This is a genomic window from Stomatohabitans albus (assembly GCF_036336025.1).
GTDB lineage: Bacteria > Actinomycetota > Nitriliruptoria > Euzebyales > Euzebyaceae > Stomatohabitans > Stomatohabitans albus.
On the sequence record NZ_JAYKKE010000001.1, the window covers coordinates 141,094 to 153,177 of the forward strand.

General features: G+C 53.0%; 13 protein-coding genes and 1 riboswitch. Of the genes, 5 read left to right on the forward strand and 8 right to left on the reverse strand.

The window, feature by feature from the left end:
• Position 1 precedes the first annotated feature (1 nt).
• Positions 2-1,321: a histidine--tRNA ligase gene (gene hisS / locus VCU37_RS00610; RefSeq protein WP_336248695.1), complete on the reverse strand. Its 1,320-nt coding sequence runs from the start codon at positions 1,319-1,321 to the stop codon at positions 2-4.
• Between hisS and VCU37_RS00615 the strand changes: the two genes are divergently transcribed.
• From VCU37_RS00615 to VCU37_RS00635, 5 genes are all read left to right on the forward strand, one after another.
• Positions 1,314-1,454, forward strand: a complete 141-nt coding sequence (locus tag VCU37_RS00615; RefSeq protein ID WP_336248696.1) for a hypothetical protein — start codon at positions 1,314-1,316, stop codon at positions 1,452-1,454. The two genes, hisS and VCU37_RS00615, sit on opposite strands and share 8 nt — an antisense overlap.
• Positions 1,449-1,649: riboswitch (cobalamin riboswitch) on the forward strand. Its footprint overlaps the gene before it by 6 nt.
• Positions 1,650-1,736: 87 nt before the next feature.
• Positions 1,737-2,753: a FecCD family ABC transporter permease gene (locus VCU37_RS00620; RefSeq protein WP_336249530.1), complete on the forward strand. Its 1,017-nt coding sequence runs from the start codon at positions 1,737-1,739 to the stop codon at positions 2,751-2,753.
• A gap of 9 nt (positions 2,754-2,762) precedes the next feature.
• Positions 2,763-3,524 carry an ABC transporter ATP-binding protein gene (locus VCU37_RS00625; protein WP_336248697.1) on the forward strand — a complete coding sequence of 254 codons (762 nt, stop codon included), beginning with the start codon at positions 2,763-2,765 and terminating at the stop codon, positions 3,522-3,524.
• 32 nt (positions 3,525-3,556) lie between these two features.
• The gene (locus VCU37_RS00630; RefSeq protein ID WP_336248698.1) at positions 3,557-4,660 is read left to right on the forward strand and encodes an ABC transporter substrate-binding protein; all 1,104 of its coding nucleotides are present in this window, start codon (positions 3,557-3,559) and stop codon (positions 4,658-4,660) included.
• Between the two features lie 147 nt (positions 4,661-4,807).
• On the forward strand, positions 4,808-6,061 hold the full coding sequence (locus VCU37_RS00635) for an MFS transporter (RefSeq protein ID WP_336248699.1): 1,254 nt from the start codon (positions 4,808-4,810) through the stop codon (positions 6,059-6,061).
• 52 nt (positions 6,062-6,113) lie between these two features.
• On the opposite strand, the gene VCU37_RS00640 is transcribed toward VCU37_RS00635, so the two are convergent.
• The 7 genes from VCU37_RS00640 to VCU37_RS00670 form a co-directional block, all read right to left on the reverse strand.
• Complete coding sequence (locus VCU37_RS00640) at positions 6,114-6,941, reverse strand: ABC transporter ATP-binding protein (RefSeq protein WP_336248700.1); 828 nt, start codon at positions 6,939-6,941, stop codon at positions 6,114-6,116.
• The gene (locus tag VCU37_RS00645) at positions 6,941-7,981 is read right to left on the reverse strand and encodes a FecCD family ABC transporter permease (protein ID WP_336248701.1); all 1,041 of its coding nucleotides are present in this window, start codon (positions 7,979-7,981) and stop codon (positions 6,941-6,943) included. Before VCU37_RS00645 ends, VCU37_RS00640 begins: the two co-directional genes overlap by 1 nt.
• 57 nt (positions 7,982-8,038) lie before the next feature.
• Positions 8,039-9,211: an ABC transporter substrate-binding protein gene (locus VCU37_RS00650; RefSeq protein WP_336248702.1), complete on the reverse strand. Its 1,173-nt coding sequence runs from the start codon at positions 9,209-9,211 to the stop codon at positions 8,039-8,041.
• 284 nt (positions 9,212-9,495) lie between these two features.
• On the reverse strand, positions 9,496-10,026 hold the full coding sequence (locus tag VCU37_RS00655) for a GNAT family N-acetyltransferase (RefSeq protein WP_336248703.1): 531 nt from the start codon (positions 10,024-10,026) through the stop codon (positions 9,496-9,498).
• A 64-nt stretch (positions 10,027-10,090) separates the two neighbouring features.
• On the reverse strand, positions 10,091-10,648 hold the full coding sequence (locus VCU37_RS00660; protein ID WP_336248704.1) for a nitroreductase family protein: 558 nt from the start codon (positions 10,646-10,648) through the stop codon (positions 10,091-10,093).
• A gap of 116 nt (positions 10,649-10,764) precedes the next feature.
• The gene (locus VCU37_RS00665; protein WP_336248705.1) at positions 10,765-11,322 is read right to left on the reverse strand and encodes a nitroreductase family protein; all 558 of its coding nucleotides are present in this window, start codon (positions 11,320-11,322) and stop codon (positions 10,765-10,767) included.
• 49 nt (positions 11,323-11,371) lie between these two features.
• Positions 11,372-12,076: an MBL fold metallo-hydrolase gene (locus tag VCU37_RS00670; protein WP_336248706.1), complete on the reverse strand. Its 705-nt coding sequence runs from the start codon at positions 12,074-12,076 to the stop codon at positions 11,372-11,374.
• Between the last annotated feature and the right edge of the window lie 8 nt (positions 12,077-12,084).

Below are 12,084 nucleotides of genomic sequence, written 5' to 3' on the forward strand. Positions count from 1 at the left end.
GTCAATCAGACGTGCGGACAATTGACCCTAACACAGCTACGTCTTGAGGACAGGTGTGCTGTTCACCAGTAGCGAGATGCTTAACCGTAACCTCGTCGTTCATCATTTCATCATCACCGATAATGATGGCAAATTGCGCACCGGCACGATCAGCCGACTTAAACAGTGCGCGAGGTTTTCGCGTGGATTCACCCATTTCAGCGCGTATCCCAGCTCGACGGAGTGCGGTGATCAGGTGAAAGACACGCGGCCCGTGATGAGGTGCCATTGGGATACCAAACACGTCAACTCGAGGTGTACGTGCTAAACCAGGGTTGGGGTCACCAGGGGAAACTCCATAGATGGACAGATAGGTCCGATCTACTCCCAAGGCTAGGCCAATACCTTGGAACGGTTCATTCCAACCAAGATCCTCAGCCAACCCGTCAAAGCGTCCCCCTCCCCCAACGGCGCTCTGGGCACCAAGGTTCGTGGCCTGATATTCAAAGGTTGTTCGGGTGTAATAGTCCAATCCGCGCACGAGGTGATCATCATGAATGACCGGGATACCCTCAGCATCCAAGAGGGCAACAACCTGACGGTGATGTTCGGTTGCCGCCTCACTGATGTGATCCTTGATGACGGGTGCGTTGGCCATGATCTCAGCCATGCCCTCCGCCTTTGAATCAAACGCACGTAAGGGGTTCAGATGACGACGCTCAAGAACATCCTTTGGCAATTTACCTTGCGTTTCGAATTGGTCGAGATAAGCATTTAATGCTGCGTGATAGGCCGGACGGTCGGCACGGTCACCGAGCGTATTCAGGCGAACCTCAAGATTTGATTCATCAAAGGTCTTCCCAGCCGTTGCCGCAGCATTGCGAAGCGCATCCCATCCCAAAATGATCATTTCAGCATCAATCGCAGGGTCGGTGGTACCCAAAGCCTCAACATCCATCTGGGTGAAGGATCGTTGACGGCCACTTTGTGGCCGTTCATACCGAAATACCTCACCAACCCATGAGACCTTCCATGGCAACACACCACCGCGTGGAATACCAGCGCTCAGGGCCGCACGCATGATGCCTGCCGTTCCCTCCGGACGCAAGGTGAGCGATCGTCCACCCTTATCTTCAAACGTGTACATCTCTTTATTGACAATGTCTGTACTTGCCCCGACCCCACGGGCAAATACCTCGGTATGTTCAAAAACCGGTGTACGGATTCGTTCATACCCATAGGTCAACGCCGTAGTCAACATGGCCGATTCGATGGCATTAAAACCACTACTAACCGGTGGGAGTAAATCGGGGGCACCTTTAACACTGTCGATAATGCTCATGCGCCTAGTGTGCCTGTTTCAAGCCGCTGCCGTTGAACAGACTGTCATGGTGTGCATTTGGAAGGTCGTACCTGGCCACACCGGAACAAATGAACATGGCATGAGTATTGGTGTCGGTGCACGGCATTGGTAGAGTGCGTGCCGAGGTGTGAAGGGAATCTGGTGAAAATCCAGAACTGACGCGCAGCGGTAACAACATCATAGAGCGATAAACCACTGATGAATCAGTTGGGTTGCACAGCACTAGTGAGGTATCCAGTGAGGTGTTGGGAAGGTTCGCTCATTGCCCGGTTGAAGTCCGAAGACCTACCTCAGTGCATATACCCCGATAGCCACGCGACTTGGCTGATGTTCAGGAGGCCCATTGAATAGGAATGCAAGCACGTTTGACGCTGAGTTTACTGAACTTGCCAAGATCAGAAAACGAATCGTAATTGTGGTTATTGTGTTGGCTATCGGTGTCATCGTTGCGCCCCTCTTGACCTTTATGGTCGGTCCTGCCCCGGTCGATCCTGGCACTGTTTTCGGTGTAATTGCCGAGAACCTTGGATTTTCTGTGCCCGTGGACTGGAGTTCAAATATTGATGCAATTGTCTGGCGAACACGGGTACCTCGGGTGCTCACCGGCATTGGCGCTGGCATGACCTTGGCGATCTCAGGGGTCGCGCTACAAGCGCTTATTCGCAACCCGTTGGCCGAACCATTCATTTTGGGTATCAACTCGGGAGCGTCGACGGGAGCAGCCATTGCCATTTTGGTCATCGGTGCCCATAGCGTTGTTGGAGTGCCACTCCTGGCCTTCTTAGGGGCCATCGCTGCACTCGTCTTCGTGATGATTGCCGCAGGTGGGCATGGGGCAACCTCATCACGACTTGTCTTAGCTGGGCTTGCGGTGGGCTATGCCGCAACAGCATTAACCAATTTGTTAATTTTTACTGCCTCGAATGTTGAAGCTGGGCAGGCGGTATTGTTTTGGATGCTGGGGTCCTTGTCCCGTGCCGATTGGTCTAGCGCCACGATTGCAATCAGTACTGGCCTTGCCTTAACGGTTATTTTGTTTGTCGTTGCCCCCGTCCTGGACGCCCTCGCTGCTGGCGATTCAACGGCACGCTCTATTGGCGTAAATCCTGGTCTGGCTCGCGCGACCATTTTGATTGTGGTGAGTGCAGGTATCGCCTTTATCGTGTCGGTAAGTGGTGGCATTGGGTTTGTTGGCCTGGTGATTCCTCACTTATGCCGTGGGCTGGTTGGTCATACTCATCGTGGACTGGTCCTCGCCTCCACATTGGCTGGCGCCATCTTCTTAATTGGGGCAGACGCCATCGCCCGAACAGTGCTTGCACCTGCTGAGCTTCCCATTGGTGTGATTACCGGCGTGGTCGGTGCACCGTTCTTGTTGTTGTTGATGCGCGCACAGAATAAGCCGTTTTAGGGGGCGATCATGCTTGAAGTTCAAGATGCGGTTGTTAACCGAAGCAACATCGCCATTGTTCATGGCGTCAGTTTTGATGTTCGCCACCAAGAGACCGTCGGCATTGTTGGCCCCAACGGATGTGGCAAATCAACGTTGCTTAATGCGATCTATAAAGCCTTGCCATTGGCGTCGGGCAACGTACTCATTGATGGCACCGATGTGAGTACATGGTCCACACGTGAGACGGCGCGGCGAGTGAGTGTAGTTCAACAAGATTCCAGCGCTGCCCAAGCGATGAATGTCTATGACACCGTTCGGTTAGGGCTCTTTGCTCATCGTTCGATGTTGTCCTTTGGTGGTAAAGAGGACCGCGAAATCATTATGGAGGCACTCGAACAGGTTGCGATGACCAAATACGCACACCGCCCCATCACCCAAATCAGTGGTGGTGAACGCCAGCGTGTGCTGATCGCCAGGGCAATCGTCCAAAACGCAAGCCATCTCCTCCTTGATGAACCCACCAACCATCTGGACTTACACCATCAATACGAACTGTTACATCTCGTCAAAACACTCGGGCGAACCTGTGTCATTGTGCTCCATGACCTTAATCTCGCAGCCACCTACTGTGACCGTATCGTGATGATGAATGAGGGTGCAGTGATCGCGGCAGGCACACCCGAAGAGGTATTCACCGAGGAGCGCATTACACAGGTGTACCGCGTAAAAACGACCTGCCAACGAACCAACGGCCATATTCATATGCAGTTTGGCCGACTTGAATCCTGATTTCATCTACCCGCCGAGAGAAAGAGAAACAGATGATACCCCGTTCCTTTGCCGCACTTGTTCTTGCCGCAAGTACCTTGTTAGCGGCCTGTTCGTCAACCCCAAGTAATGCTCCAAGTGATGCGCCAAGCGACAGTGCAAGTGCCACAACTGAAACTGCAACAAGTGAATCTTCTTCGCCAGATGCCAGTGAACCTTCAACGGAAACTGCCGGTAGTTCAAGTGGTGCCTACACGGTTGCAGCCCATACGACCTATCCCTACGAAACAGAATCCTGTGGGCGTAAACTGACCTTTAAGGAAAGCCCAAAGAAAGTGGTCTCTATCGGGTTCGCTACCGTACCGACCATGATTGATTTGGGTCTAGAAGACCGTATTGCTGGCCTCACTCAGGAAATTCCAGAACATACATATCCCGCTGAGATGGAAGCCAAAATGAAGGCCATGCCGAGGCTGCTTTCGAGTCAAAAAGGGGGTGGCGGCGTCGAGGTATCCACTGAAACGATTTTGAATGCTGAAGCAGACATGACGATTGGTCCAGAAAACAACATGGACTTTGATGCCCTCGCTGCGGCAGGTGTACAAGGCTTTGTTCAAGCCGGTTATTGCCGAAACGTAGACCCCGCTCCCGCCAAAATCAGTGACATTCATGATGTCTACGACGCAATCGGCCAGATTTTTGATGTGCCTGAGGCAGCTGCCAAAGCGAAAGAGGATGTTGATAAGCGCCTTGAGGCTGTCAAAGGGACCGATAGCACACCGGCAGGCACTGCTGCCGTACTCTATCTCACTCCTGGTGAAGCAACCGTGTGGACCTACGGTACGTCATCAATGGCCCATGTGATTATGGAGACGGCTGGCCTTGATAATGTCTATAAGGACAACGATAAGCGGGTATTTGAACTCAGCCTTGAAGACCTGCTTGCTCGCAACCCTGATCGCATCATTTTGGTCAATATCGGCTATGACGAGGCCGAAACCAAGGAAGCCTTCACCACGATGGGCAATATGAAAGACCTCAAAGCGGTTAAAGAAGACAAGGTGATGGTTATGCCTTTTGCGTGGACCGATCCTGCCTCATCACTCGTGGTTGATGGTATCGAAAAGGTGAGTACTTGGGTGAATGAAACGAAATAGTCCTAGCTACTAACAGCTGTTCAGCGGGTTGTCCTCGGACAGCCCGCTGCTACTATCTGTCATCCGTATTACTGATAATGGTTCGCAGTAACAGTGATAAGGATGGCTGCGTGACCACACACCTTTCACCCGTACTGGATGGTCCTGTTGCGTTCTGCTCTGAATGATTATCGTGCCTTTCGCGCACTTCCACCCCATCTTCAGTTAACCATCATCACCAGCTTTGTATTTAATTGCGGGTTCTTTCTGGTCATCCCGTTCTTGGCATCACATATGAAAGATGATCTGGCATTTGCGGGAGCCCTCGTCGGTGTGGTCTTAGGGGTTCGCACCTTTGCCCAACAAGGCATGTTTTTCTTTGGGGGGATGATAGCCGACCGCTTTGGCATTAAACCGTCGCTATTAATTGGCTGTCTGGTCCGTATTATTGGGTTTTTGTTTCTTGGATTCGCTATAGAGCCGGTGGGCATGATTACAGGTGCTGTACTCACTGGTCTTGCCGGAGCGCTGTTTACCCCCGCCATTGAGTCTGCCGTCTCAACATGGGCCCATGAGGTTGAAACGAGCGGTGGCATTACACGGAAAGAAACCTGGGGTATCTACGCGGTATTCAGCCAGATGGGTTCAGTTGTTGGACCTGGCTTAGGTGCAATCCTCTTTGGGGTGCCATTCCCCCTCGTGTGTACGATCGCTTGTGGTGCTTTTTTCGTGATGTTTGTATTACTTGCCCTCAAGTTGCCGCGGCACATTGAGGGACTGGAATACTCAAACCCCCTCGACAGTATCCGTGCCATTACGGCTAATCGTGCATTTATCATCTTCGCTGTCATCAATGCCAGTTTTCTCATCACATACAATCAGCTCTATCTCGCCCTACCGGCTGATATCAGCCGTCAAGGAATGCCCGGCGGGTTAATTGCGTGGTATTTCGGGCTGGCCTCCATTATTTCCATTCTTGGCCAGATGCCTTTAGCCCGTTTGGCGATTGCCAAAGGATTCCGCACCACGCTTGTACGAGCCTATGTCATTATGGCTGCTGCCTTTCTTCCCTTGCTGGCCGTATCGCCTTTTGCTGGGCACGGAGAATGGTTTCAGGCACTACCTGCAATCGCAATGGTGATTTTGCTCCACATAGGGTTCATGCTCAGTGCCCCAATGACCCGTGACCTCACCGCCGTCCTTGCGCGTGAACGGCACGTCGCCACACACATGGGGGTCGTTGGCACCATGGGCGGTATCGGAGTTCTGGTGAGTTCAACCATCACCGGTTCACTACTCGAGTACACCACCGAGCCGTCGCTCTTGTCGGTCATCCCTTGGATTGGATGCATGGTGTTCCCGATTTGTTCAGCCATCGCCTTCTCGTTTTTCCCCTTCCCAGAGTCAGAACCCACGAACTAGTCCATCGGCGTTGGTGGTGGTGACCAGCGCCGATAGCAGACATACCAACCCGCTACAACACGCCCCCTGGCGCTGTGGACGGGTTAGAGTTCTCAGTGGTGTCAGAGGACTGATAGCTAAAAAGAATGCGTCGATCACCCGTTATGGGGTCCGTCACATGTGCAGCCGAGATCCCAAATACCTCACGGAGTCGTTCTGGGCTGAGCACCATTTCTGGGGTGCCCATGGCTACCAGGCGCCCCTCATGAACAACAACCACCTGGTCAAAGTAGAGGGCGGCAAGATCGAGGTCATGCATTGCCGCAACAATCGTCTGGCCCAACTCGCGCACCATGGTTAGCAAGGTGTGTTGGTGGCGGACATCTAAATGGTTTGTTGGTTCATCTAAAAAGAGCAACTCCGTTTGCTGTGCAATCCCGCGAGCAAGAAGGACACGACGCTGTTCACCACCAGAAAGCTGGTGGAACCCGCGGTCAGCATACGCACGCATCTGGACTTGCTCTAAGACTGCCAATACCGTCTCATATTCAGAGGCATTACCCCCCGTCCATGGTGGACGATGCGGAAGCAACCCCAAGGCCACAACTTCGGCAACCGTGAGGTCTGCCGGGGGTTCTTCGTTTTGCCCCACCATGGCCATGCGCCGGGCGCGCTGGCGTGGTGACAGACGCTGCAAGGCTCGCCCTTGAATACGAACAGATCCTGAAGGTATGGGAATGATTCCAGCCAGGGTACGCAACAGGGTAGATTTTCCTGCCCCATTCGGGCCAACCAGGGCAACCATCTGCCCTCGGGGAATCTCAAGGTTGATGCCATTCAAAATAACCTGTTTCCCGATGGCACAATCAAGATTGGTTGCTTGGAGCGCAATCTCGGTCATCAGCTTGCACCTCCAAAGTGATAGTGACGCCGCCCCAGCAATATCAAAAAGACCGGAGCACCGACGAGGCCAGTGACCACACCCAATGGCACTTCCATCGGCGGAGCCATGATACGGGCGGCTACATCAACCCAAACAAGAAAGAGTGAGCCGGTTAACATTGCAACGGGCAAGACGACTTTGTGCCGAGCACCCACCATCAGGCGTGCCAAGTGGGGCACAATCAATCCCACAAACCCGATCCCACCAGAAACGGCGACAAGGACACCAACCAGACCCGCTTGGAGTACAAAAATACCATTGCGTACACCGCGTACTGGAACACCAAGGCTGGTGGCCACATCGGGACCATTGGCGAGGGCATCAAGCCAGCCGCTTATGGCCATCAAGAGGAGAAATGACACCGTCACCACGATGAAGGGGAATGCCAATTGTCCCCACTTAGCTCTTGTAAGACTGCCAAGGAGCCAAAACAGTACCGATTGCGCCGCTTGGGGTTCTTGGCTCCGGAAGACAAGGAAACTTGCGATCGCTGAAAATGCGGAACTTAATACTGTGCCTGTAAGCACGAGACGAAGCGGGGTCAACCCGCCTTGGGCCATGGCCACCCCAAAGACCACGGTTGCCGCTCCGAGTGCTCCGACAAGTGAACCGGCGGTGAGGGCAATGCTGCCAAGGGATGTGAACAGCCCCAAGGTGATCACTGCAGTTGCCCCAACGCTGGCACCCGAAGAAATCCCAAGGAGGTAAGGGTCCGCGAGCGGGTTGCGAACCAGGGTTTGAATCACGGTGCCGGCAACGGCGAGTCCAGCCCCCACCGAGCAGCCCAGTAATACGCGTGGTGCACGGATATTCCATACGATTGTTTGTGCCGTTGGTGGCACCTCACCTTGACCAGTGAGGTTGAATCGCAGCACATCTAGAACCGTGTCTGGTGGGATGGGGCTTGGGCCGAAGCCGGTGGCTAAAATCGCGCTCACGATAAGCAGGATCAATAGCCCAATCACTAAGGGCAGAACGGGAAGTCGACGTATGGCCATCTGATGACCAGATGGCCGGGACGGTGTCATCGCCATGGACCAGTCAGAACCTACTCGTTACTGAGCTTGTTGGGCACCGTACCCAAATGACGCTGGCATGGCCGCGTTAAGGTCACTTGCTGGAACAAGGCCAAGGTCCTCAAGTCCCTTACGTACTTGAACGGCGGCTTCGATATTTGGATAGCCACTGGTGAAGAGGACAAGAGGCAACACAATGATGCGGTTTTCTTTGACCACATCAAGGTTAGCTAATGCCGGTTGAGTTTGAATTGTCTTGATTTTGTTAGGAATCTCATCGGCATCGCCCTTGCGATAATCCAGTACCACAATCACATCAGGTTCAGTGGTTGCGACGGCTTCCCAACTCGCTTTAAACCAGGTCGTGTCCTGGTCTTCAAAGACGTTAATACCGCCAGCTACATCAATGATGCCTTGAGGCGGGCCATTATGTCCTGAGGTATAGAGCTCATCGGTACCGCTATCAAAGAGTAGAATCTTCGGCTTCTTCTCTGGCTGGGGCGCATTCTTCAGTTCGTCCAACCGAGCGTTGAACTCCTCAAGGGCCTTCGCAGCCTCATCGGTATTGCCCGTGAGCTTGCCATAATTCTCAATATCTGAGCGCACCGCATCCCAAGGGTCCATGGTGCCAAGTTTTGAGGCACTGCCTGCGGCGGGATCTTGTCGGCATGAATCGCTGATAATGTACGTTGGAACACCGTTGTCATTAGCCGCTTCAACCGTCACCCCTGACGAGCCGGAAAAGAGACCGCTAAAGGAACCAATCAAGAGGTCAGGGTTTGTGGAGACAATCATCTCCATCGAAATTGGGTTTTCTAGACGTGGTACGTTCTCTATGCCTGGCCCATAGAGGGCTGTCAATACATCATCATTATCTTTGCGCAAGGTCGCTGCCGCTAATTTGTCTGCGGCACCAATACGTAGCAAGGTCCCGACATTGGCTGAATTACTGGTTGCCACGATATGTGAAACTTGGCCATCGTAGGTGATTTCATTGCCACAGTTGGTGAGGGTGATGGGGCCACTACTGGCTTCACTGGTTGTTGAGGCAACACTTGCACTTGAGGTCGCTTCAGCACTGGGTGAAGCCGATGATTGCGTAGCTGAGGAATCTGATGGATTAGGTTGGGCCTGGCCACAGCCGGTGAGGGTAAGGGCAGCCAAACCAGTGGAAAGCACCCACAAACTAAGTGTTTTGGCGAATGACGACATAGCAATCCTCTTCACGATAGGGTCCCAATTGGGACGTGAAACCTGAGAAGAATCAGCCGGACACCGGGTACGAGGCTGTCGATCAATCACGCCTTCCCAGACATGGGGTGTCTGGCAGTTGTGGGTATGACCACGCTGTGACCACCACAGGTTTGTAATGGCGCTTCACCGCATTCCCATTCTCTTGTGGCAACTGATTCTCAGCTGAGCCTAGCGCACTAGAGCCTCAGTAGACCTGTCCATTAAGGATTGATATAGCGAATACACCAAATGACTGGCTGCCATCACTGGCTGGTGATGAGCTCGGGGTCAAACAGATAGTGCACTGTTCGCCAGACGGGGTCATGGGGCCGATCATCTTTGATGACTCGAGCACCTGTAGATTCCCAAAATGGGATCGCCGCATCGTGCGTGTCATGGGTGTGGAGATAGAGGTGTGTAACCGACGGGGCTGCCTTTGCCCACTCAATTAGCTCTTGCACAATCGCACGGGCAATACCGTGACGGCGCCACTCTTTTAGTACTGAGAGTCGGGTGATCTGTGCCACCTCCGGGTCATCTTTCTCAACGTACCCATCGATCGTGAGTGGTGCCCCCATCCGGATACCGCCGCATCCAACCACCTGGTCACCAACCTTGGCTACGAGGAGCATGTTGGTTCCGGTGTAGACGGTAGCCAAGTGGTCAACATCCCAATGCCAATCAGGGTTATAGGACCATCCGAAATCTTCTTCAATACCTCGCATAATCAGCGCTTGAAGGGCTGGTACATCAGACGGTTCCATTGGGCTAATTACAAACTCAGGATGAGACATGGCCCCATGATATGTAAATGATTCGCATGTACTTGTTGTATGCGGAATACCTGTTCAACTCGATTCAGGGCAAGGGAGAGATCAAATCCGGTTGTATCTTGCGCACCTTATTTGTATACAGCTTGCGTTTCTTTTTGGGATTACCTACATACAACCACCCAAGCAACTGTTCACCCTTTTTCAGCCCATGGAATCGTTTAACTTCTTTAGCGGAGGTCCAACTCCCTGACCGCCAGACCACACCCCAACCGCTGGCCCAGAGGGCGGTAGCCATAAAAAAGGCAGCCCCGGTTGCGGTTGCCATCTGTTCCCACGCGGGCACTCCCCCTTTGGTCTTGGGACTCGCGATAATCGCAATGAGGAGCGGTGCGCTTAAGGCTTTCTTATGTGGTTTCTTCCCTTTTTTACCTGCTGCCTTATTGAAGGCGATACCGAGGGCATGGCGGTCCTTTCCACGGATTGTGTGCATACGCCAACAGTTGAGTTTGCCGTGATTGGCAACCTGGACAACGGCAGGTAATAGCGCGTTTAGTTCGTCATCGGTAGGCGCCTTATCACCTACGTCTTTACAGCTCCGCCGTTGGGCCAAGGTCTCCAAAAAAGCCTTCGTATCGACTGCCATGCACTGCCTTTCCATCGGGTAAGGAACACACCTTACCCGATAGGATTTAGGTCAGCCTTACCTACTTCAATCCATGAAGATCTGCTTGCCTTTGCCCGACTTGAAAAACAGGAAGACTATTCGCTAAGCGGAGAGATCAGTGCTGTAGCCGGTTGAGGCAGCCCAGAACGTTCCCTTGGTGCCTGGTCAAGGTTGCCCACATACAACCAGCCTAGGAGTTCTTCATGCGGTTCAAGACGATGGAAGGTCCTTACTGGCTCAGTAGAAATCCAAGGTCCTGTCCGCCACACGGACCCCCAACCGGTTGCCCACAGACCCAAATTAAGAAAATGTGCGGCACCCGTCGCCGTTGCCATTTGTTCCCAGCGTGGAACCCGATCATGTGGAACGGGGCTAAACACAATCGCAATGAGGAGTGGCGCTCGCAACGGCTTTTCACTGGGTTGATCTGAGACCACGCCATCAGCCTCATTAAAGGCATGCCCAAGGTCAACGCGCGCGTCACCGCGCACGGTGTGCATTCGCCAGCAGTCTAGGTTCATGTGGTTAGCCACTTGGCACAACAGCGGAACCAGTGCCTGTAATTCTTGATCACTTGGTGCCCGTTCACCGAAGCGTTGACCGCTGGTGCGCTGAGCGATCGTTGCTATCAATTCTTCTGGTGAACACGCCATACGCAAGACCACTCTAGCAGATTACTAAAGGTGACTTAACTTTTATCAGTTATCGTAAGCGTGGAGATGATGCATATTGACGTAAGAACGGGTTAATTCTACGTTCTTGCCCCATAGATGTAACCTCACCATGACCAGGTGCGATAATGCGATCATCGGGTTGGGTTTGCATCATGAGCCGTAGTGATTGTTGCATCTGTGCATCATCACCTCCTGGTAAATCGGTTCGCCCAATCGACCCTTTGAAGATTAGGTCGCCAGCAAAGACCACCCCTTCTTCTCCGAGGGCGTCAGCAATGAACACACTCGACCCTGGCGTATGCCCTGGGGTATGCATGACGGTAAATGCAATCCCAGCAAGCGTCATCGTGGAACGGTCAGTATATGTTTCTAGTTGGTCACCAAGACCTGAAATATCCCACGCCAATCCCAACTGCATCAAGGTTTCTTTGGGTGTTCCCATACCTGCGGTTGGGTCTTCCCACATCCAAGTATCCGCTTTGTGAAGGCGAATTGGTACTGTCGGCCAGAGACGTGCAAGATCAGGGGCACTCCAGGTGTGATCCAGGTGGCCGTGGGTAAGGAGTAACGCTTCAACGTGATACCCTTTTTCTTCAACCAAGGCAGGCAGCGCTTCACTACCGCCCTGACCAGGATCGATAATGGCACAGTGTCCTGTGGTTCGGTCTCCTACAACGTAACAATTGGTTTGCCACATTCCGAGACATAGAACATCAATAAAGGGTTCAACCATGGCTCCTC

What these genes read in the sequence shown, in the direction of transcription:
- VCU37_RS00615 (WP_336248696.1), top strand. Translation starts at nt 1,314, where the DNA reads ATGCTCATGCGCCTAGTGTGCCTGTTTCAAGCCGCTGCCGTTGAACAG.
- hisS (WP_336248695.1), bottom strand. Translation starts at nt 1,321, where the DNA reads ATGAGCATTATCGACAGTGTTAAAGGTGCCCCCGATTTACTCCCACCG.
- VCU37_RS00625 (WP_336248697.1), top strand. Translation starts at nt 2,763, where the DNA reads ATGCTTGAAGTTCAAGATGCGGTTGTTAACCGAAGCAACATCGCCATT.
- VCU37_RS00630 (WP_336248698.1), top strand. Translation starts at nt 3,557, where the DNA reads ATGATACCCCGTTCCTTTGCCGCACTTGTTCTTGCCGCAAGTACCTTG.
- VCU37_RS00640 (WP_336248700.1), bottom strand. Translation starts at nt 6,941, where the DNA reads ATGACCGAGATTGCGCTCCAAGCAACCAATCTTGATTGTGCCATCGGG.
- VCU37_RS00645 (WP_336248701.1), bottom strand. Translation starts at nt 7,981, where the DNA reads ATGGCCATACGTCGACTTCCCGTTCTGCCCTTAGTGATTGGGCTATTG.
- VCU37_RS00650 (WP_336248702.1), bottom strand. Translation starts at nt 9,211, where the DNA reads ATGTCGTCATTCGCCAAAACACTTAGTTTGTGGGTGCTTTCCACTGGT.
- VCU37_RS00655 (WP_336248703.1), bottom strand. Translation starts at nt 10,026, where the DNA reads ATGTCTCATCCTGAGTTTGTAATTAGCCCAATGGAACCGTCTGATGTA.
- VCU37_RS00660 (WP_336248704.1), bottom strand. Translation starts at nt 10,648, where the DNA reads ATGGCAGTCGATACGAAGGCTTTTTTGGAGACCTTGGCCCAACGGCGG.
- VCU37_RS00665 (WP_336248705.1), bottom strand. Translation starts at nt 11,322, where the DNA reads ATGGCGTGTTCACCAGAAGAATTGATAGCAACGATCGCTCAGCGCACC.
- VCU37_RS00670 (WP_336248706.1), bottom strand. Translation starts at nt 12,076, where the DNA reads ATGGTTGAACCCTTTATTGATGTTCTATGTCTCGGAATGTGGCAAACC.